Genomic DNA, 21,274 nt, shown 5'->3' on the forward strand with positions numbered 1-21,274 from the left:
CCAGCGGCTTGCCGCTGCCGCCGGTCCAGTTGGTGGTGTTGTTGCCGAACAGGCCCGACCAGCCGCCGCGCACCCAGTCATAGGCCACCGCCAGGTAGGCATCGGTGCGCTTGCTGAACGCATAGCCGGCCACGCCGTATGCCGTGGTGCGGTTGCCGCTGAAGTTGTCGGCGCGGGTGCGGTTGTGCATCATGCTGGCGGTCAGCGTGACGTTGCCCGTGACGGCGTAGTTGGCGCCCAGCGTGAAGAAGTCGTCGCGCCGGCTGCTGCCGAAGACCGAGTTGATGGCGGCGCGGTTGGTGGCCGTGGCGGCGGTCGACATGCTGGTGATGGTGGCCGTGTCGGTGCCGCCCTTCGATGAATCGAAGGCGGCGTCGCGGTCGCTGTAGATGTAGTTGGCAAACAGGTTGGCGCGTCCGACCGCGGCCTTCAGGCCGGCCATGTAGATGCGCGCGGCGCGGCTCTGGCTGTCGCGGGTCTGCTGGAAGTCGCCGATGGCGGTGATCGGGCCGGCGGCGTACTTCAGGCCCAGCGACATCGACGAGGTCGCCTTGCTGTTGCCAGGGGTTTCGCCCAGCGCGTATTCGGCGATGACGGACACCGGGCCGAAGTTGCCGGTATAGCTGACGGCATTGTCATAGCGCTGGCCGGTCAGGTAAACCATCCAGGAGTTCGACGGCGCCGCGCCCACGCCGAGCGGATCGACGTAGTACAGCATGGTGTTGGCCGTGGTGTACTGCCGGCCCAGTGCCAGATCGCCCCACTGGTTGCCGATCTTCACGTAGGCCTGGCGCCCGAACAGCTGGCCCTGCTGGTCCAGCCTGCCGGTGTCGGCCAGGAAGCCGTTTTCCAGCACGAAGCCGGCTTTCACGCCGCCGCCCAGGTCCTCGGTGCCCTTCAGGCCGAAGCGGCTGCCCGACAGGAAGCCTTCGCCGCCCTGCTGCAGCCCGATCTGGGCATCGCCCGCCGGGTTCGAATGGGTCTGGTAGGTCAGCGCGGTGTCGATCACTCCGTACAGCGTCACCCCGGACCGCGCCATCGCGGCGGCCGGCAGGCCCAGCAGCAACGGCAGTGCCAGGCGGGCGGCGTGGCGAATAGTGTGGCTCATGTTGTTTTCTCCTCCAAAAGGCAAAAGGGAGCCCGCGCGGGCGGCACTGCGCGGCCCGCGGGGCGGTTTTCTCTTTGTTGTGCCCGGGACCGGCCCGGGTCAGTGCGTCAGCGGCTCAGGGCAGTGCCGCCGGCTCAGGCAGCAAATCCCGGCCAGTCCTGCATCCCGGCCGGACCGGTGATCTGCGACAGCGGGAAGATCTCGCCCTCGCGAATCGTTTCGACCTTGCCTTCGGCCGGAAACCACAGCGCATGGCGCTCGCCCAGCACGGTGCCGCGGGTGCCGTCCGAGAACAGCGCCGAACCCTCCGGCAGCGCAAACACCTGCTCCGGCGCGTTGATGTGCAGGAACTCGGCCAGGCGCTCTTCGCGGCTTTCGCCGTTGTGGCCGGCGGGCTTGCCGCTGATGAAGTGCGGGTTGATCTGGAACGGCACCAGCCCCAGCGCGCGCAGCGACGGCGGCTGCACGATGGGCATGTCGTTGGTGGTGCGGATGGTCGGGCAGGCGACGTTGCTGCCGGCGCTCCAGCCCACGTATGGCGTGCCCGCGCGCACCCTGGCGCGGATTGCGTCGACGATGCCGGCGTCGTACATGCGCTTGAGCAGCGCAAAGGTGTTGCCGCCGCCCACCGCGATGGCCTCGGCCTGCTCCACGGCGCGCAGCGGATCGGCGCTGTGGTGGATCGATTCGAGCGCGTAGCCCAGCGTCTCGAACACCGGCTTGACCATGCCTTCATAGGTGTCGAAGCTGAAGGTCACGCCGGCGAACGGCACGAACAGCACCTTGCGCGGCTCGCGCCTGAGCAGCGTGTGGATCTGCTCGCCGGCGTGCTCGAGGTAGCCGAGGTTGTCCTTGCGCGAGCTGCTCATCAGGAGGATGCGTTGGGTCATGTCTTGGTTTCCGTCAGGAGAGTCTGGTGAAGTTCAATGCGCGATCAGGCGATCGCGGCGCGGATCAGCGCGGCGACGCGGTCGATCTCTTCATGCGTGTTGAAGTAGTGCAGCGAGACGCGCGCCATGGTGGACACGCCATAGCGCGCCAGGATGGCGTCGGCCATGAAGTTGCCGGCCTCGATGATGCATTGCTGCGTTTCCAGCGCGGCGACGATGCGCGCCGGGTCCACGCCGCGCACATTGAACGGCACGATGCCTATGCGGTTGGCCACGTCGGCCGGGCCGTACAGCTCGAAGCCGGGGGTCGACGAGAACTTCGCCACCGCGTACTCGGTCAGGTCGCGCACACGCGCTTCGATGGCGTCGATGCCGATGGCGGCGGCGTAATCGATGGCGGTGCCCATGCCGAGGATCGCCGGCACGATCGGGCAGCCTGCCTCGAAGCGCCTGGCGCCAGCGACAAGGGACAGCGCGCCCGTGGCACGGTCATAGGCGCCGTTCCACCAGCCCACCAGCGCGGGCTCGACCTGCTCGATCAGCGCGCGGCGCACATACAGGAAGCCCGAGCCCTCGGTCGCGCGCAGCGCCTTGCGGCCGCAGCCTGCCAGGAAATCGCAGTCCAGCTCGGCCACGTCCGAGCGCAACATGCCCACGCTCTGTGCCGCATTGACCAGCGACAGCACGCCATGGCGGCGCGCCAGCGCGCAGATCTGCGCGGCCGGCTGCACCGCACCCGTCGAATTGGGCAGGTGCGAGAAGGTGAGCAGGCGCGTGCGCGAGGTCACGGCGGCCTCGAACGCCGCGGGCGACAGCAGTCCTTCGGCATTGGCCGCGACCATCTTCACGACGATGCCGTGCGATTGCTCCAGCCGGCGCCAGGGCAGCAGGTTGCTCAGCATCTCGGTGTCAGCCACCAGCACTTCGTCACCGGCCTTCCAGGCGATGCCGCGCGCGACGATCGAGATGCTCTCGGTGGCGTTCTTGGTGAAGGCGACTTCGTCGGCGGCGCAGTTGAGCAGTCCGGCCAGCTTGCCGCGCACCGCTTCCACGCGCGCATAGGTCTCTTTGCGGAAGGCCGGCAGGTAGATGCCGACGTGGCCGGTATCGAGCAGGTAGCTGCGCACGGTATCGAGCACCGCGTCGGGCGGCAACGAGGCCGCGGCGGTGTCGAGATAGATGGTGGAGGCCGTCAGCGGGGTGTCGGCGCGGATCGCCTGGATGGCTTGGATATCCATGGAACGTCTCGGGTAATGACAGGCGGGACGCGGCGACCGCGCCCCGAGGTAAGACTCAGTTGCGCACTTACTTGCGCAGCTTGGTGACGGAGCCGAAGAAGCTGAACAGGGCGTCGCCGGCAATCACGCCGCCGGCGAAGGCGCTCATCTCGGCCACGTGCTTGTCGCCGCGCAGGCGCTGCAGCACGAAGCGGATCGCGAGGCCTGCCAGCACGGCCCAGCCGGCCAGCGGCGAGGCAATCAGCATGCCGGTGGAGAGCAGGATGCCAAGCTGGCGCCTGGAGCCGCCGATCAGCTGCAGCAGCGCGCCGGGGATGGCCCAGATCACCAGGTTGCGGGCAATCTCCGCCGACGAGCCCGCCTTGATCGAGGCCGCGTAGACGCGGTCCACCGGCGGGATCATGTTCTGCGCGAAGAAGGTGCCGTGGAACACCAGCACTACCATCGCGGCCACGGCAAAGCCGATCATCGCGGCCAGGAACTGCTGCTTGCGCCCGGCCAGCTCGGCCTCCATGTCGCGGCCTTCGCCGCGCAGCAGGTAGCCGGTCTTGAGGTCGTAGCCCATGTCGGCAAAGGCCGGGCCGGTGGCGGCGGAGAAACCCACCAGCACCGCCAGCGCCGTCGGCGGGAAGCCGATCAGGATGCCGATGGTCAGCGTGATCAGCGCTACCGCGAAGGCCGGGAACCAGCCCGAATGCATCGCCGCGATGCCGACGATCAGCTCATGCACATAGGCGGCAAAGGCGGCATAGAGCACGAACACCACCAGCATGCCCAGCGACATGTCCGAGACATGGCCGGCCAGCACCGAGATCAGCAGCGCAATCGCCAGGTAGATCACGAAGCCGCCCGACAGGATGCGGCTGGCGCGCGAGGCCGGAACTTCGATGGTGCGCGCGTCAGCGGCCGGGGCATGGCGCGCGCGGCGGATCTCATTGGCGACCTGGAACAGCGCGACGATGCCCGCGCCGATCATCAGCCCGTGCGGGATATAGGCCTTGGCGATGTCGATGCCGGTCAGCGCCACCGAATAGCCGCGCACCAGCAGGCCAATGCCGAACATGGTCAGTGCCGCCAGGTTGCCCAGGAAGGCCGCGCCGAACGCGGACATCGGCACGCCCAGCCAGGCGCCGCCCACGCCCACGGCAATGCCCAGCCCCAGGAACGCGGCCTTGCGCCCGCCGCGGTCGCCAGCCCAGATGGCCTCGGCCGTGGCGATGCCGGCCGGCCAGGTGCCGGTGGCGGGAAAGATCCTGCTGCCGAAGAGGAAGTACAGCATGGCGCCGTCAACGAACATGGCGATCACCGCGCCGATCAGCATCGGCGTGGCCAGTTCCGGCATGCCCATCGCGTATGGCACGCCGATCGGGATCATCAGCGAGTTGGCGGCGCCGAAGGTGGCCGACGAGATTGCCGTCTGCACCAGGTTCTGCCGCTCCAGCACGCGGAAGCGCCGCGTGATCTCCAGCGGGATGCGCGAGAACACGATCGCGATCAGCGCGCCGATGATCGAGGTGTTGGCCGAGATCCCCAGCGACACGATCAGCTGCATGCCGATCATGGCGCCGAACACCGACAGCCCCACGGAGACCAGCAGCAGCAAGGGCTCCATGAAGCGTGTCCGTGTTGCAGGCTGCGCCGCCATCGGCGCGTTCAGTTGTGTTGGCATGGTCATTTGTCCACTGCTCCCCGTAGTGTTGTCTGGTTTTGTCTGTTGTGTGTGATGCCTTGCGCGCGCTCAGCGCATGAAACCCGCCACCGGGCCGATGGTGTTGCGCGCGGTGCGCAGCGCCTCCAGCAAGCGCGGCACAGCCTCAGGCGTCAGGCGCTGCAGCGGGCCGGCGATGGCCAGCGATCCCACCACTGCCCGGGTGTCGCGGTGGCGCAGCGGCAGCGCCAGCCCAGCCACCGTGGCGGCGGATTCCTCGCAGGTGTAGGCCCAGCCGTCGGCGCGGATCTGCGCCAGCCGTGCTTCCGGCTCGGGCGCGTCGCCCGTTACCTGGCGCCGGAACGCTTCCGGCTGGAATGCCAGGATGGCCTTGGCGTGCGCGCCCGCGTCCAGCGAGAAGCGCTGGCCCACTTCGATCGAAAAGCGCAGCTGGTGCTGGCTCTGGGCGATATCCGTGCACAAGCCCTCGCCACCGTCCAGCCACGACAGGAACACGGTCTCGCCGCATTCGCGCGCCAGCGCTTCCAGCGCCGGTTGCACCACCTCGGCCGGCGAAAACGTCTTGCGCATCACTTGTCCCAGCTCGAACCAGCGCAACCCCAGGCCGTAGCGGCCAAGCGCGTCCTGCACCAGGAAGCCGTTGGCGGCAAAGGTCGCCAGCGCGCGGTGCACCACGGCGTGGTGCATGCCGCTGTAGCGCGCCAGTTCGCGCACGCCCCAGCTGGGCTGGCGGGCGGTGAAGTGGGTCAACAGCGCCAGGGCGCCGTCCAGGGTCTTGAGCATGGCGGGTGGTTGCGTCGACTGTTTGTGTCTCTATATAAGAGACAACGTCTCTGATACAGAGAAATGCTAGGCTTGGGCCCGGCTCTCAACAATCAGGGTTAACGCGGGGCCGGCTGGCCGCGCCGGGCGAATGACGGCGGCGGCAACGGCGGAGCGCCGCCGCCTATACTTGGCGCAGACCGACTGTTACCGGGAGGACGCGCATGGCCGCGGAACACCACGGAACCGGCGGATCCGGCGACGAGGCCACCCGCATCGCCCAGCGCCGCCGCCAGCTCGGCATTGCGCCGCGCGCCGGCGATGGCCAGCGCAACTGGGCCCTGGCGCTGTCCGGCGGCGGCATCCGCAGCGCCACCTTCTGCCTGGGCGTGATGCAGGCGATGGCGGGCACCGCGATGCCCGCCAAGGCGGCAGCGCCGGCCCCCGCGCCGGAAGCCGCGACGCCGGCGGCCGCCGCCGCGGCGCAGACCGTGCCGGGCCTGGCCTCGCTGCTGGCGCAGTTCGACTACCTCTCCACCGTCAGCGGCGGCGGCTACCTCGGCGCCTTCTTCGTCAGCCTGTTCGTGCCCGGCCGCCTGCGTCGGGGCGCGGGCCCGGTCCAGGCCGCCACCGACGCCTATCACACGCTGCAATGCGAGCCGCCGGGGCGCATCCATACCTCGGTGTCCTATGCCGCGGACCCCGGCCGCGGCGCGGTCGCATGGCTGCGCGAGAACGGCCGCTACCTGTCGCCCACCGGTGCCGGCGACAACCTCTATGCCGCCGCGCTGGTGGTGCGCAACTGGCTGGCCATGCATTTCGTGATCGGCAGCGCGCTGCTGGTGCTGCTGGCTGTGCTGGCGCTCGGGCAACACATCGCGGTGGGGGTTTCCTACGGATTGGGGCGCTATGAGATGGACCTGCTGCACGACGCGCGCCAGGCCTTCAACCAGGGCGAATGCGCGATCTGGTGGAGCACGCTGCTGTGGCTGCCGCTGGCCACCGCGCTGGCTGGCGCGGTGCCGCCCGGGCTGGCCTACTGGCTGATCTACCCGCGCGCCAACGATCCGCAGGCGACGGCCCGCTTCCTGAGCCCCGCGCCGCTGCTCGCCACGCTGCTGGGCCTGATGCTGCTGGCCGCGGCGCGCTGGTCGGAATGGCTCGGTCCGGGGCTGGTCATCGGCAAGCTCTTTGCCGCGCTGGGCGTGCTGATGCTGCTGGGTGTGCTGTGGTGCCTGGCGCTGCTGCAGGGCGAGCCGCGCACCGTGGCCGCCTACCGCGTGCGCGCCACGCGCGCACTGCGTGGCGCGCTGACGCTGACCCTGTGGCTGGCGGCGCTGGGCATTGCCGACACCATCGCACGCACCGCTTACCTGTTTGCCCACCAGGCCCACCACCAGTGGGGCGCGGCGCTGCCCGCAACCGTGCTGGGCGTGCTGGTCTGGCTGGTGCGCTACGGTTCGCGCTGGCGCGACGCCGGCCGCCAGGGCAGCACCGACACGCCATGGCGCGCGCTGTGTGCCCGGCTGCCGGTATCGCTGCTGGCGGGCGCGGTGGCGGCGGTGCTGGCCCTGCTGCTGTTCGTGCTGTGGTCGTGGCTGGTGCTGTGGGTGCGCTGGGACGGGCGCGAGCCGGTCGACTGGCTGGTGTTCGGCAACGCCTATACCGGCCCGGCGCTGGCCACGTTCACTGTGGTGAGCCTGGTGCTGGCGCTGGTGGCGGGGCGCTTCTCCGGCTTCCTGAACCTGTCGACGCTGCAGCCGTTCTACGCGGCGCGGCTCACGCGCGCGTTCCTGGGCGCATCCAACGGGGAGCGCTTCGCGGCTCCCGACCCGAGTGCCGGCCGCGACGGCAGCCAGCGCGCCCGCTTCAGCGTGGCCGAGCCCGTGCCCGGCGACCAGCTCAGCCTGAACACCTACTACGATCCGCGCGTGCTGGCGCCGCTGCACCTGATCAACGTCACGCTGAATCTCACCGTCGACCCGGCCGAGCAACTGGTGCAGCGCGACCGCAAGGGCAAGCCGCTGTGCCTGGCGCCCGGCCCCTGCGTGGTGCTGTCCGGCGTGGCGGCGGCGATCCCGCCGGACGCCTACGCGCGCTTTACCATCGACGGCCGGGGTTGCTGCCCCGACGTTTCATGGCCGTCGTCGGGCAAACTGGCCGAATCGCGCACGGTGGGAGATTGGATGGCGATCTCGGGCGCGGCCGTCTCCACCAGGCTGGGGCGCGCGACCACGCTGGGCACATCCATGCTGCTTGGCCTGGCGAACCTGCGTCTGGGCATATGGTGGCCGTCGTATCCGGCCAGCCACGCGCGCGAAGGCGGGCGCCGGGGCCGCGCGCGGCGCCATCCGGAACGCGCCGCGCATCCATGGCTGGCCGCGGGCATCGCGCTTTTCCGCACGCAGTACTACCTGGGCTGCGAACTGAGCGCGCGCTTCCACGGCACGCGGCGCGGCTGGCAGTACCTGTCCGATGGCGGGCATTTCGACAACACCGGCGTGTACGAGCTGCTGCGCCCGGGCCGCGATGTCTCGCTGATCGTGCTGTGTGATTGCGGGGGCGACCCCGACTACCGCTTCGGCGACCTGGCCAACCTGATCCGGCTGGTGCGCATCGACCACGGGCTGGAGATCGTGGTCGATACCGAGGCTGCCACCACGCACCCGGTGCTGAGCCGTGTCTTCGGCGTGCCGGATGATTTCCTGCCGGGCGCGCCGACCGGCGACAAATGCGCGGTGCTGCTCAACGTCTTTCGCACCGGCCCGGAGTGCGGGGCGCCACGCGCACGCACCTGCCGCATCGTGCTGCTCAAGCCGCGGCTGGTGTCATGGGCGCCGGCCGACGTGCGCCACTACGGCGCGACCCATCCCGCGTTTCCGCAGGAGGCCACCGGCGACCAGTTCTTCGATGAGGCGCAATGGGAGAGCTATCGCGCGCTGGGCCATGCGATCGGCCAGCGCGTGCTGGGCGGGGCCGTGGGCAAGGCCCTGCTGGTGTGAAGAGACAGCGCGTCAGCGCACGAAGCCGATGACGTCTTCCAGCCGGCCGCTGGCATCGCGCAGCGCCTCCAGCAGGCGCGGTACCGCGGCTTGGTCCAGCCGCTGCTGCGGCCCGGCGATGGCGACCGAGCCCACCACCGCGCTGCGGTCGCGCGACCACAGCGGCAACGCCAGGCCGGCCACGCTGGCGGCGGCTTCCTCGCGCGTATGGGCCCAGCCGCGCTCGCGCACCTCGGCCAGCTGCTGCTCGATGCGCTCGCGGTCCAGCGTCGTGTGGGGGGCGATGCGCGCCAGTCCCTGGCGGTAGACCTCATCGCGGAAGGCATCGTCCTGGAAGGCCAGCATCGCCTTGGCATGCGCGCCCGCATAGAGCGGGAAGCGCTCGCCCAGCTCGATCGAAAAGCGCAGCTGGTGCTGGCTCTGCACCAGTCCCACGCACAGGCCCTCATGGCCATCGAGCCACGACAGGAACACGGTCTCGCCGCTTTGCGCGGCGAGCTTTTCCAGCACCGGGCGCACGATCTCGTCGGGCGAGAAGCTCTTGCGCACCACCTGTCCCAGCTCGAACAACCGCAGTCCCAGCGAATACTTGCCGGTGGCCGCGTCCTGCACCAGGAAGCCATTGGCGGCAAACGTCGCCAGCACGCGGTGCACCACGGCGTAGTGCACGCCGCTGTGCTTGGCCAGCTCGCGCACGCCCCAGGTCGGCTGGCGCACGGTGAAGTGCGTCAGCAGGGCCAGCGCACCGTCCAGTGTCTTGAGTGTCATCGCTTGTTCCTTGGCATCGGGCTGCATGGTACGGGCAAGCGCGGCGCGACTCAATCCTTCCCGCGCCCCCGTGATACCCACGCCGCCCGAAGGGCCGCGATCAGGCCGCCAGCACGATCGCGCCATGGTCTCTAAGATAGCGGGCCATACGCATTGCCCGCGTGCGGCATCGGCCGCCCGCCATCCACCACATGAATCACGACTCTATTCCCAACGGCGCAGGCGTGGCCTGGTCCGTGCTGGACCTGGCCCCCATCCCTGAAGGCAGCGATGCCGGCCAGGCCATGCGCAACTCGCTCGACCTGGCCCGCCATGCCGAGCGGCTGGGCTACCACCGCTATTGGCTGGCCGAGCATCACAACATGCCCGGCATTGCCAGCGCCGCCACCGCCGTGCTGATCGGCTATGTCGCCAACGGCACCAGGACCATCCGCGTGGGCTCGGGCGGCGTGATGCTGCCCAACCATTCGCCGCTGGTGATCGCCGAGCAGTTCGGCACGCTGGCCTCGCTCTACCCGGGCCGCATCGACCTGGGCCTGGGCCGCGCGCCCGGCACCGACCAGGCCACCGCGCGCGCCTTGCGCCGCCACCTGTCGGCCGACAGCGCCGATACCTTCCCGCAGGACGTGGAAGAACTGCAGGCCTATTTCGACGACGTGCGCCCCGGCCAGCGCCTGCGCGCGGTGCCCGGCGCCGGGCTCAAGGTGCCCATCTGGCTGCTGGGTTCGAGCCTGTTCAGCGCGCAGCTGGCGGCGGCGATGGGCCTGCCGTTCGCCTTTGCCTCGCACTTTGCGCCGGGCTTCATGCGCCAGGCGGTGGACCTGTACCGGCGCACCTTCCGGCCCTCCGAAGCGCTGGACCGGCCCTATGTGATGCTGGGCCTGAACGTGTTCGCGGCCGAGACCGGCGACCAGGCGCGCCGCCTGTTCAGCTCGCTGCAGCAGCAGTTCCTGGCGCTGGTGCGCGGCACTCCGGGGCAGCTGCGCGCGCCGGTGGACGATATCGAAGCGCTGTGGACCGAGAGCGAGGCCGATCATATCCGCCGCTCGCTGGCGTGCTCGGTAGTGGGCGATCCCGACGCCGTGCGTGCCGGCATGCAGCGCTTTGTCGATGACCTGCGCCCGGATGAGCTGATGCTGACCGGGCAGATCCATGACCACCAGGCACGCCTGCGCTCGTTCGCCATCGCTGCCGATGCGGCGCGCAGCCTGAAGACCTCATCAGCGCTCTGAGCGCCTGCGATGCTCCGGTATGGCGTGCGCCGCACTTGCGGCGTGTGCCCGCCGGCGCGCCGCGAATCCTGTTTGCGCCCGGCCGATCCGCTCGGATACATTAGAAGGCCCGAGACCGAGAGAGGCGCGGCTCCCGCAGCACGCGCCCGACAGTTCGCACGATCCACCGCCCCATCCGAAACATGGGGCCGACGGCAGCGACGACAGGAGACAGCGATGGACCTGCGGCAACGCGAGCACATCGAGACGGTGGTCCAGGCCACCACATACCTTGCCCCGCCGGCCGTGCTTGCGGACCGGATCGCGCACGACGCCATCATCCAGAACTCATGGCGCCGCTGCGTGCACCAGTACGGCCTGGATCCGTCGCGCATGCAGGAGGCGCGCATCCTGCCGCAGCCGCGCCTGCGCGAACACCAGGAACGCATCGACGACTTCGCGCGCATCGCGCGCCACGGCCTGCAGAGCCTGTATGGGCAAGTGGCGGGCCTGGGCTATGTGGTGCTGCTGACCGATGCGCAGGGCGTGACCGTCGACTATATCGGCGAGGCCCGCAGCGATGCCGCGCTGCGCCACGCGGGCCTGTACCTGGGCGCCGAGTGGAGCGAGAGCGGCGCCGGCACTTGCGCGGTCGGCACCGCCCTGGCCACGGGCCAGGCGTTGACGGTGCACCAGGCCGACCATTTCGACGCCACCCATATCCCGCTGACCTGCACCGCCGCGCCGCTGTTCGACACGCACGGCAACCTGCACGCCATCCTCGACATCTCCGCGCTGACCTCGCCGCAGGCCAAGGACAGCCAGGGGCTGGCGCTGCAGATGGTGCGCATCTACGCCGCGCATATCGAGAACGCCAACTTCCTGCGCGCGCACCGCCGCGACTGGATCCTGAAGCTGAACGTGGCGCCGGAGTTCGTCGACGTCAATCCCGAATATCTGCTGGCGCTGGACGAGGCGGGCCGCATCGTCGGCCATAACCACCGCGCCAGGCTGATGCTGGAAGGCGAGCTGGGTGGCGCACCGGGCGCCACCGTGCTGGGCCAGCGGTTCGAGACGCTGTTCGACGCGCGCCTGGAGGACCTGGGCCACTATGTCTATTCGCGCCCGAGCGAGCAGCGCCTGGTGGCGCTGACCCGCAGCGGCGGCCTGCTGTACCTGAGCGTGCTGCCGCCCGCGCTGCGCTGGCAGGCGCCGCCCGCCGAAACGCAGGTGGCGATGCCGGATGCCCTGGCGGCGCTGACCGGCGGCGATGCCGCGCTGCAGCTGCAGTTGCAGCGCGCGGCGCGCCTGGTCGATTCGCCGATCAACCTGCTGATCCACGGCGAGACCGGCAGCGGCAAGGAGTTCCTGGCCAAGGCGCTGCATCTTGCCAGCGCGCGCCGCGGCGGGCCGTTCGTAGCGGTGAACTGCGCGGCGATCCCTGAAACACTGATTGAAAGCGAATTGTTCGGGCACCTGCCCAACAGCTTCTCCGGCGCAGGCCCGCGCGGCAAGCGCGGCCTGATCCAGGAGGCCGACGGCGGCACGCTGTTCCTGGACGAGATCGGCGACATGCCGCGCGAGCTGCAGTCGCGGCTGCTGCGCGTGCTGGCCGAGGGCGAAGTGCTGCCTGTTGGCGCCGCGCGGCCGGTGCCGGTGCGGCTGCGGGTCATTTCCGCCACGCACCACAGCCTGGAGCAACTGGTGGCCGACGGGCGCTTCCGCGAGGACCTGTACTACCGCCTCAACGGCGCGCGCTTTACGCTGCCGCCGCTGCGTGCGCGTACCGACCTGGACTGGCTGGTCCGCAAGCTGCTGCAGGAAGGGAGCGCAGAGGGCGGCGAGATCACGCTGTCGCCCGCGGCACGCGAGCGGCTGCACCGCCACCGCTGGCCTGGCAACCTGCGCGAACTGCGCAACGTGCTGGAGTACGCGCGCGCGGTCTGCGCCGACGGCTATATCGATGTGCCGGACCTGCCTGACAGCCTGGCGGGACCCGCACCGTCCGCCGCCCTGCCGCAGCCAGGGCCCGCCCAGTCACCCGCTGCCGCACCGTTCGACCCGCACCAGTTGCCGCCGGAAGGCATGCTGCTGATGCAATACCTGCGCGCGTCCGGCTGGAACCTGAGCGCCGTGGCGCGGCAGATCGGCGTCAGCCGCATGACGCTGTACCGGCGCATGGAGCGCTACGGCATCCAGTCGCCCAACCGGCGCGACGGCGGCCCGGAGCCCACCGACGCATAAGCCGGCAGGCAGCACGGGGCGCACGCGCGCCGTCCTTGCGATACGGTTGTCCATCCCCTGTACACCTGCGCTGTGACACCTGTCACAGCGCAGCGTTGTTTTTGCCCTGCCGTCTCGGGGTAATCCCTCGGATCCGACCCGCTGATACCCCTGTTTCCGCTGTTTTCACTGCCTGCGCGCACTGGCACAGCCATTGCAAATACGCCTGGCAAGACAACGACAACAGGAGACAGGCAATGGGGCACGCAGCAGGCGCCAGCGCGCAGATCGCGCCAGTGGTCGGCATCATCGCCAACCCGATTTCCGCGCGCGACATCCGTCGTGTGATCGCCAACGCCAACAGCCTGCAGCTGGCCGACCGCGTCAATATCGTGCTGCGCCTGCTGGCCGCGCTGGCCTCCTGCGGCGTGGAGCGCGTGCTGATGATGCCCGACCGCGAAGGCCTGCGCGTCATGCTGGCGCGGCACCTGGCACGCCGGCAGGGGCCGGACTCGGGCCTGCCCGCGGTCGACTACCTCGACATGCCGGTCACCGCGCGCGTCGACGACACCCTGCGCGCCGCGCGCTGCATGGCCGATGCGGGCGTGGCCGCGATCATCGTGCTGGGCGGCGACGGCACCCACCGCGCGGTGGTGCGCGAGTGCGGCGCGGTGCCGATCGCGGGCCTGTCGACCGGCACCAACAATGCCTACCCCGAAATGCGCGAGCCCACCATCATCGGGCTGGCAACCGGCCTCTATGCCACGGGCCGCATTCCTCCTGCGCAGGCGCTGGCGTCGAACAAGCGGCTCGACATCGTCATCCGTGACGGCAACGGCGGCTTTCGCCGCGATATTGCGCTGGTGGATGCGGTGATCTCGCACGAGCACTTCATCGGCGCGCGCGCCCTGTGGAAGACCGACACGCTTGCCGCCGTCTACGTGTCCTTTGCCGACCCCGAGGCCATCGGCCTGTCATCCATCGCCGGGCTGCTGGAGCCGGTGGGCCGGCGTGAGGAGGGCGGCCTCGCGATCGAACTGGCCGCGCCCGGCGAAGGCGAATTCGACCTGTGCGCGCCGATCGCACCCGGCCTGATGTGCACCGTGCCGGTGGCCGGCTGGCAGCGGCTCGAACACGGCCGGCCCCATCGCGTGCGCCAGCGCAGCGGCATTGTCGCGCTGGACGGAGAGCGCGAGCTGGCCTTCGGCCCGGACGACGAAGTCACGGTCACCCTGCATGACCACGCCTTTCGCAGCATCGACGTCGCGGCCTGCATGCGCCATGCCGCGCGCCACCACCTGATGCGCAGCCTGCCGCAGCCCGCCGCGGTGGGATGACGCGCGGGCACCGCGTCCGCCCGCTTTTCCCCTTTCTTGAAGTGCAACACCTGAAAACGAAGGAGACAGACATGACAGCCAGAGCTTCTCAAGATTCCGCCGCGCTGCCGCTCGACAAGGAGACGTTGCTGACGGTGTACCGGAAGATGCGCACCATCCGCGATTTCGAAGAACGCCTGCACGTGGACTTCGGGCGCGGCGACATCCCGGGCTTCGTCCATCTATACGCGGGCGAGGAAGCCGCGGGCGTCGGCATTCTGCACCACCTGAACGATGGCGACCGCATCGCCAGCACACACCGCGGCCACGGCCATTGCATTGCCAAGGGCGTCGATCCGGTGGCGATGATGAAGGAGATCTACGGCAAGAAGGGCGGCTCGTGCAATGGCAAGGGTGGCTCGATGCATATCGCCGACCTGTCCAAGGGCATGATGGGCGCCAACGGCATCCTGGGCGCAGGCGCGCCGCTGATCTGCGGCGCCGCGCTGGCTGCCAAGTTCCGCGGCAAGGGCGAGGTCGGCATCACCTTCTGCGGCGACGGCGCCTCCAACCAGGGCACTTTCCTGGAAAGCCTGAACCTGGCCGCGGTCTGGAACCTGCCGGTGATCTTCGTGATCGAGAACAACGGCTATGCCGAATCGACCTCGCGCGATTACGGCACCGCGGTGGACAGCTACGTGGACCGCGCCGCCGGCTTCGGCATCCCGGGCTTGACGGTGGACGGCACCGATTTCTTCGCCGTCCATGAAGCGGCCGGCGAAGTGATCCGGCGCGCGCGCGAAGGCGGCGGGCCGTCGCTGCTCGAATGCAAGATGGTCCGCTTCTATGGCCACTTCGAGGGCGATGCGCAGACCTACCGCGCCGCCGGCGAACTCGACGACATCCGCGCCAACAAGGATTGCCTGAAGCTGTTTGGCCGCGCCGTGACCCAGGCGGGAGTGGTCGCTCGCGAAGAACTCGACACCATCGACCGCGAGGTCGCCGCGCTGATCGAGCATGCCGTGCAGGAAGCCAAGGCCGCGCCGCAGCCGGGTCCCGAAGACCTGCTCACCGACGTCTACGTCAGCTACTGATCCGCCACGCGCTAACCCAATATCAGGAGACAAACCATGGCTCGCAAACTGAGCATCAAGCTGGCGATCAACGAGGCGATCGACCAGGAAATGACCCGCGACCCCAGCGTCATCATGCTGGGCGAAGATATCGTCGGCGGCGCCGGCGCGGACGGCGAGAAGGACGCCTGGGGCGGCGTGCTGGGCGTGACCAAGGGCCTTTACGCCAAGCACGGCGACCGGCTGCTGGACACGCCGCTGTCTGAATCCGCTTACGTGGGCGCCGCCATCGGCGCCGCGGCCTGCGGCATGCGCCCGATCGCCGAGCTGATGTTTATCGATTTCATGGGCGTTTGCTTCGACCAGATCTTCAACCAGGCGGCCAAGTTCCGCTACATGTTCGGCGGCAAGGCGGAGACGCCGGTGGTGATCCGCGCGATGGTCGGCGCGGGCTTTCGCGCAGCCGCGCAGCACAGCCAGATGCTGACGCCGCTGTTCACGCATATCCCCGGCCTGAAGGTGGTGTGCCCGTCCACGCCGTACGACACCAAGGGCCTGCTGATCCAGGCGATCCGCGACAACGACCCGGTGATCTTCTGCGAGCACAAGAACCTGTACGGCCTGGAAGGCGAGGTGCCCGAAGGCGCCTACGCGATCCCGTTCGGCGAGGCCAATATCGTGCGCGACGGCAAGGACGTGTCGATCGTCACCTACGGGTTGATGGTGCATCGCGCGCTCGAAGCGGCGGCAACGCTGGCCAAGGAGGGCATCGAGGCCGAGATCGTGGACCTGCGCACGCTCTCGCCACTGGATATGGACACGGTGCTGGAGTCGGTCGAGAACACCGGCCGCCTGGTGGTGGTGGACGAGGCCAGCCCGCGCTGCAATATCGCCACCGATATCTCCGCGCAGGTTGCGCAGCAAGCCTTCGGCGCGCTCAAGGCCGGCATCGAGATGGTGTGCCCGCCGCACACGCCGGTGCCGTTCTCGCCGACGCTGGAGGACCTGTACATCCCCAGCGCCGCGCAGATCGCGGCCGCCGCGCGCAAGACCATGAAGGGAGGCAAGCACTGATGGCAACCGAAATTTCCCCCACGATTATCCCGATCGTGATGCCCAAGTGGGGCCTGTCGATGAAGGAAGGCACGGTCAATGCGTGGCTGGTCGACGAAGGCACCGAGATTACCGTGGGCCTGCCGATCCTGGATGTGGAAACCGATAAGATCGCCAATGCGGTGGAGGCGCCCGACGCCGGCACGCTGCGCCGCAAGGTGGCGCAGGCCGGCGACGTGCTGCCGGTGAAGGCGCTGCTGGGCGTGCTGGCACCTGCGGAGGTGAGCGATGCGCAAATCGATGACTATGTCGCGGCTTATGAAACGCCGGCGGACGACGCTGGCGAAGAGGACGCCGCTGCCGCGTACCAGTTTGCCGACGTCGACGGCATCCGGGTCCGCTATGCCCGCAAGGGTGGCGGCGCCGAAACCGTGCTCTTCATCCACGGATTTGGCGGAGACCTGGACAACTGGCTGTTCAACCTCGATCCCCTGGCCGACGCGTACACCGTGGTGGCGCTCGACCTGCCCGGCCACGGACAGTCGTCGCCGCGGCTCGCGGGCACGACGCTGGCGCAGATGGCCGGCTTTGTAGCGCGCTTCATGGACGAGACCGGGATCGAGGCGGCGCATGTGGTCGGCCATTCGATGGGCGGCGGCGTGGCGGCGCAACTGGCCGTGGATGCACCGCAGCGGGTGCTGTCGGTGGCGCTGGTGTCGCCGGTGGGCTTTGGCGACGCCGTCAACAGCGGCTATACCGAAGGCTTCGTCAGTGCCCAGTCCCGGCGCGAGCTCAAGCCCGTGGTCGAACTGCTGTTCGCCGACGCGGGGCTGGTCAGCCGTCAGATGCTGGACGACCTGCTGCGCTACAAGCGGCTGGACGGCGTCACCGAGGCGCTGACGGCGCTGGGGCAGGGACTCTTCGGCGGCGGCCGCCAGAGCGAGCAGCCTGGCCAGCGGCTGGCCAACAGCGGCAAGCGCGTGCTGGTGGTGTGGGGCGGTCAGGACCAGATCATCCCGGCCGCGCACGCTGAAGCCGCGCCGCCGGGAGCAACCGTCAAGGTCTTTGCCGATGCTGGCCACATGAGCCAGATGGAGAAGGCCAATGACTTCAACGCGCTGCTGAAGAAGCATCTGGGCGGCTGATGCCGCGCGCGGATGGCGCCGCCCAGGGCGCCATCCGCTCGGCCAGCTCGCCTTGTTCCAATTCAAGACAGGAGACCTCATGACCACAGACCTGAAGACCCGCCTGACCGAGATCAACAGGCAATTCGGTGCGCTCGGCCAGGCCCAGCCCGCCGCCATGAGCGCCTTCCAGGGCGTGATGAAGGCCGCCACGCAGGACGGCAGCCTGCCCGCCGCCGTCAAGGAACTGATTGCCGTCGCGCTGGCGGTGCAGAAGGGCTGCGACGACTGCGTGCTGTTCCACACCAGCCAGGCGCTGCGCCATCGCGCCACGCGCGAGCAGCTCGCCGAAGTGCTGGCCATCAATATCGAGATGGGTGGCGGACCCGGCGCCATGTACGCGTCGAAGGCGCTGGCGTACTTCGATGCGCTCAATGCCTAGTGTTGCTAGACTCGGCACGTTGCTATCCGGAGGTTGGTGCCATCCCATGCCGTTTGAATTTCTTGATGCGGCCCATGCCGGGCAGGCGGGCAGCGACCCGCTGCAGGATGAGCTGGCCTTGCTCGACCTCGCGGCACAAGGCCGGCAGGTGGCGCAGCTGTGGGAGGCGCCGCTGTCGCTGGTGGTGCCGCGCACCTACCTGCGCCATGCCGCGCTGGAAACCGCGCGCGCCGACTTCGCGCAGCAGGGATGTCCGGTATTCCTGCGCATGTCCGGCGGCGGGCTGGTGCCGCAGGGCCCCGGCATCCTCAACCTGAGCCTGGCCTACACAGTGGAACAGCCGCCGGGCGCGCGCAGCGACGCGGTCTACCTGCACTTGTGCGAGGTCATCGGCGACGCGCTGCAATCGCTGGGCGTCGACACGCACTGGCAGGCGGTGGCCGGTTCCTTCTGCGACGGCCGCTACAACCTGGCCTGGGGCCCGCCCGAAGCCGCGCGCAAGATCGCCGGCACGGCGCAGTACTGGCGGCGCGCACCCGCGGCCATGCAAACGGCCGACGGGCAGCGCCACCTGGTGCTGGCCCATGCGGTGCTGCTGGTCAGCGCCGGCCCCGTGCAGATCAACGCGCGCGCCAATGCGTTCGAAGCGGCCATCGACAGCGGCCGGCACTATGACGCGGGCAAGGTCGTCAGTGTGCGCGAGGCATTGTTGGCCAGCGGCCGCGCGGTCGATGACGACGCCGCGCTGATGGCGCAGGTATCGGATGCGCTGCGGCGAAGCGTGGGGCAGACGCCGCCACCGGCGTAGCTGCTTGACCGGGCGACGCCATTTGGCGATCCCCAAAAAAATCGCGGCCCACGCGGGGCCGCTAAAAATCGGGAATGCGAGGCGTGTCAGATGCCTCAGGAGACGTTATCGGCACAGCATGGATCGCCGAGACCCCACTTCGGTGGGGTCTGTCGAGCACCGTCATGGAGGCGAGTGATCGCTTACGCGATCAGGTAGGCAGAGTGCGGGTCCGGCCGGATGGCAGCGCGCAGCTTGCGCACGCTGGCTTCCAGCTCGGCATGGGCGGCATCGAGCCAGGCCACGCGATGGCGCACCGGATCCTTGGCCGACAGGTCGCTGGCGGCGATCTCGCGCAGGAAGTAGCGCACCATGCTGCCGGCGCGCGCTGGCACTGGCATCATCCCCAGCAGTTGGTGCTTTGCCAGCAGCCGGCGGCTGACTGCATGCCGCAGCCCTGCCCAGGCGGTACGGCCCAGCGCGATGTACAGCGCATCCGTGCGCATCTGGCGCACGGCGCCCAGGAACCGCGCTTCGAATACCTCGCGCAGCATCGGGGTCTCCAGCAGTTCTTCCAGCGGTCCGTCGAACGCCAGACCGCGCCGCGTGGTGGCATGCGGCAGCAAGGCAAGCGGTTGCAGGCGCTCGAACCCATCGTTCCACAATGCCGCGGCGTGCGGCAGGCCAACCAGTTCGGGCACCCGGAAGTGGTCGAGCATGCGGATCAGGTTGGGCCGCACCAGCTTGCCGCCCAGTTCGACGCGCCGCTTGTTCTCGCGCTGGATCACGCGGCCGGGTGCATGGGCGCGCATCAGTTCTTCGGTGACGGCGGCGGCCAGCCGCACATGGGCGTGGCCGGGCGTGGTGCTGACCAGCACCAGGGGTGCCTGGGGGTTCAGGTATTCGCAGGGCACGTAGTGCATGGCGTAGGTGCCGTCCTGTGCCACCACAACCGGTTTGGCGATCACGCCGACTGCGCCCGCAAGCCGAACCTGCGCGCAATACGCTTCGATGAAGTTGGTCAAGGAATCCCCCCGCTCGCTTCGATGTATCGGCGCTTTCTGTTGGCGCCTTCTACTTGTTCTGCTTTCCGTTCATGGTAAGCCTGCGGTGCATGGCAGATAAAGCGTACGGCGCCGGTTTGCCCGGAAAGCGACGAAACCTTGGTGGGCCAGCCAACACACCGGGGCAGGATGCCCCTCGAACGGGTGGGGCACGCGCCTGGTCCACGCCAGGTACGGTATCGCACCACGTGCGTCAGGACGATGACATCGGGCAGGAGGGAATCGGCCGGAACGGGGCCGCCGCGACGGTAGGTCGCCGGAAAGAAAAGACCGGACACGTCCGTGTCCGGTGAACCCATTTGCTGACTCAGGACGTGTCACAGCCTGAGTCAGCAAATGATAACGATTATCATTTGAGGTGACAATAGCAGCGTGATCTTGCCAGGGTGGGTCAGGCAATCGACGTCTGGATGGAAAACTGTCCCGACAAGGTCTTGTGCACCGGGCAGCGATTCGCCACGCGGAGCAGGTCATCCAGGATCTGGGGCGTGAGCTCGCCGCTGACCTTGACCTCCCGGTTCATGGTGTAGGTCCCGTTGGCCTCTTCATGACCGACCGATACATGGACTTCGGTGATGGCGTAGCCCTTGCGTTTGGCGTACAGCTGCAAAGTCAGCGTGGTGCAGGCGGCCAGGGCCGAATCCAGCAGGTCATGCGGGTTCGGGTATTGGGTGTCGCCGCCGGCGGATGCATCCAGGTCGGCTTGCCACTCGGCAGTCCCGTTGGTCAGGTGGCAGATGCTGTTGCCCTGGCTTGGTTGCCAGGTCGCTTGGATAGTCATCAAACGTCCCCATCTATAAAGAGCGGCCCGGTGGGCCGGAACAGCCATTCTATAAGTAGCGCCCGCCGAGAGCTGAAGTGGCTTGGAGTGCCTTTTTCAGGTGGGTTGGCTTTTTTTCGAAATACCCCTTGCCAACCCCGCTGCGGTCACTTAATATTCGCCCCCTCGCAACACAACGCAGCGCTGCAAAGCAGACGCAGCAAGGGTTGCGGGGTCGACCGGAAGGGTTGGCGCAGCGAAGTTTGCAGCGCTGGCCGCAGCGAAAAAAGATGCTGAAACGGTTGACGAAACGAAGAAAGCTCTGCATAATCTCGTTTCTCTGCTGCAGACAACGCAGCGGCGCTGAACGGCAAAGCCGGCGGCGAAGTTCTTTAACAATCAAACAACCGATAAGTGTGGGCGCTGGGTAGCGGACGCCGCTGTCTTCGGACAGTGTTGCTTCACAAGTTATACAGTGCTCGCACAGCAAAACGTGACTGGGTCTTCGGATCTGGTCAGTCAGTTTTCTGAGAGTGAGCGACCGCTCGAAAGAGCGAGGACCTTCGGGTCCACACAGAGATTGAACTGAAGAGTTTGATCCTGGCTCAGATTGAACGCTGGCGGCATGCCTTACACATGCAAGTCGAACGGCAGCACGGGCTTCGGCCTGGTGGCGAGTGGCGAACGGGTGAGTAATACATCGGAACGTGCCCTGTAGTGGGGGATAACTAGTCGAAAGATTAGCTAATACCGCATACGACCTGAGGGTGAAAGCGGGGGACCG

The 21,274-nt window shown here is 68.4% G+C and carries 17 protein-coding genes and 1 rRNA gene; 10 read left to right on the forward strand and 8 right to left on the reverse strand.

All coding sequences use genetic code 11. The features are described 5' to 3' along the window. From C265_RS30850 to C265_RS30870, 5 genes are all read right to left on the reverse strand, one after another. The coding region (locus tag C265_RS30850; RefSeq protein WP_010813518.1) for a porin at nucleotides 1-1,108 on the reverse strand (1,108 nt) is incomplete at its 3' end. Nucleotides 1,109-1,242: 134 nt separating this feature from the next. Further along, the gene (gene pepE / locus C265_RS30855; protein ID WP_010813519.1) at nucleotides 1,243-1,998 is read right to left on the reverse strand and encodes a dipeptidase PepE; all 756 of its coding nucleotides are present in this window, start codon (nucleotides 1,996-1,998) and stop codon (nucleotides 1,243-1,245) included. Nucleotides 1,999-2,042: 44 nt separating this feature from the next. Then, nucleotides 2,043-3,236, reverse strand: coding sequence for an aminotransferase class V-fold PLP-dependent enzyme (locus C265_RS30860; protein WP_010813520.1), 1,194 nt, complete (start codon nucleotides 3,234-3,236; stop codon nucleotides 2,043-2,045). A 67-nt stretch (nucleotides 3,237-3,303) separates the two neighbouring features. After that, nucleotides 3,304-4,911 (reverse strand): OPT/YSL family transporter, encoded by a 1,608-nt coding sequence (locus tag C265_RS30865; protein WP_037025827.1) that lies wholly within the window; start codon nucleotides 4,909-4,911, stop codon nucleotides 3,304-3,306. Nucleotides 4,912-4,974: 63 nt separating this feature from the next. After that, entirely contained in the window at nucleotides 4,975-5,688 is a 714-nt protein-coding gene (locus C265_RS30870) for an IclR family transcriptional regulator (RefSeq protein ID WP_010813522.1), read from the reverse strand. Nucleotides 5,689-5,891: 203 nt separating this feature from the next. Here C265_RS30870 and C265_RS30875 point away from each other — a divergent pair, with 203 nt between their 5' ends. Then, on the forward strand, nucleotides 5,892-8,669 hold the full coding sequence (locus C265_RS30875; RefSeq protein WP_010813523.1) for a hypothetical protein: 2,778 nt from the start codon (nucleotides 5,892-5,894) through the stop codon (nucleotides 8,667-8,669). Between the two features lie 12 nt (nucleotides 8,670-8,681). On the opposite strand, the gene C265_RS30880 is transcribed toward C265_RS30875, so the two are convergent. Continuing rightward, complete coding sequence (locus tag C265_RS30880) at nucleotides 8,682-9,437, reverse strand: IclR family transcriptional regulator (protein WP_037025844.1); 756 nt, start codon at nucleotides 9,435-9,437, stop codon at nucleotides 8,682-8,684. 191 nt (nucleotides 9,438-9,628) lie between these two features. Here C265_RS30880 and C265_RS30885 point away from each other — a divergent pair, with 191 nt between their 5' ends. The 8 genes from C265_RS30885 to C265_RS30920 all read left to right on the forward strand — a co-directional run bounded on the left by C265_RS30885 (nucleotide 9,629) and on the right by C265_RS30920 (nucleotide 18,687). Then, nucleotides 9,629-10,669 (forward strand): LLM class flavin-dependent oxidoreductase, encoded by a 1,041-nt coding sequence (locus C265_RS30885; protein WP_010813525.1) that lies wholly within the window; start codon nucleotides 9,629-9,631, stop codon nucleotides 10,667-10,669. Nucleotides 10,670-10,885: 216 nt separating this feature from the next. Then, nucleotides 10,886-12,892 carry a sigma-54-dependent Fis family transcriptional regulator gene (locus C265_RS30890; protein ID WP_010813526.1) on the forward strand — a complete coding sequence of 669 codons (2,007 nt, stop codon included), beginning with the start codon at nucleotides 10,886-10,888 and terminating at the stop codon, nucleotides 12,890-12,892. Between the two features lie 236 nt (nucleotides 12,893-13,128). Beyond that, nucleotides 13,129-14,208 (forward strand): ATP-NAD kinase family protein, encoded by a 1,080-nt coding sequence (locus C265_RS30895; RefSeq protein ID WP_010813527.1) that lies wholly within the window; start codon nucleotides 13,129-13,131, stop codon nucleotides 14,206-14,208. A 71-nt stretch (nucleotides 14,209-14,279) separates the two neighbouring features. Beyond that, nucleotides 14,280-15,281 (forward strand): thiamine pyrophosphate-dependent dehydrogenase E1 component subunit alpha, encoded by a 1,002-nt coding sequence (locus C265_RS30900; protein WP_010813528.1) that lies wholly within the window; start codon nucleotides 14,280-14,282, stop codon nucleotides 15,279-15,281. A 36-nt stretch (nucleotides 15,282-15,317) separates the two neighbouring features. Then, nucleotides 15,318-16,334: an alpha-ketoacid dehydrogenase subunit beta gene (locus C265_RS30905; protein ID WP_010813529.1), complete on the forward strand. Its 1,017-nt coding sequence runs from the start codon at nucleotides 15,318-15,320 to the stop codon at nucleotides 16,332-16,334. Continuing rightward, complete coding sequence (locus C265_RS30910; protein WP_010813530.1) at nucleotides 16,334-17,458, forward strand: acetoin dehydrogenase dihydrolipoyllysine-residue acetyltransferase subunit; 1,125 nt, start codon at nucleotides 16,334-16,336, stop codon at nucleotides 17,456-17,458. Before C265_RS30905 ends, C265_RS30910 begins: the two co-directional genes overlap by 1 nt. 79 nt (nucleotides 17,459-17,537) lie before the next feature. Further along, a complete protein-coding gene (locus tag C265_RS30915) occupies nucleotides 17,538-17,879 on the forward strand; it encodes a carboxymuconolactone decarboxylase family protein (RefSeq protein ID WP_010813531.1) in 342 nt (113 codons plus the stop codon). 46 nt (nucleotides 17,880-17,925) lie between these two features. Continuing rightward, entirely contained in the window at nucleotides 17,926-18,687 is a 762-nt protein-coding gene (locus C265_RS30920) for a lipoate--protein ligase family protein (protein ID WP_010813532.1), read from the forward strand. Between the two features lie 182 nt (nucleotides 18,688-18,869). On the opposite strand, the gene C265_RS30925 is transcribed toward C265_RS30920, so the two are convergent. Continuing rightward, the gene (locus tag C265_RS30925) at nucleotides 18,870-19,691 is read right to left on the reverse strand and encodes a hypothetical protein (protein ID WP_010813533.1); all 822 of its coding nucleotides are present in this window, start codon (nucleotides 19,689-19,691) and stop codon (nucleotides 18,870-18,872) included. A 430-nt stretch (nucleotides 19,692-20,121) separates the two neighbouring features. Continuing rightward, nucleotides 20,122-20,511, reverse strand: a complete 390-nt coding sequence (locus C265_RS30930; protein ID WP_010813534.1) for an OsmC family protein — start codon at nucleotides 20,509-20,511, stop codon at nucleotides 20,122-20,124. Nucleotides 20,512-21,072: 561 nt separating this feature from the next. Here C265_RS30930 and C265_RS30935 point away from each other — a divergent pair. Next, nucleotides 21,073-21,274, forward strand: a 16S ribosomal RNA gene (locus C265_RS30935); the annotation flags it as partial.

The sequence above is a fragment of the Cupriavidus sp. GA3-3 genome, from assembly GCF_000389805.1.
GTDB classification, from domain to species: domain Bacteria; phylum Pseudomonadota; class Gammaproteobacteria; order Burkholderiales; family Burkholderiaceae; genus Cupriavidus; species Cupriavidus necator_D.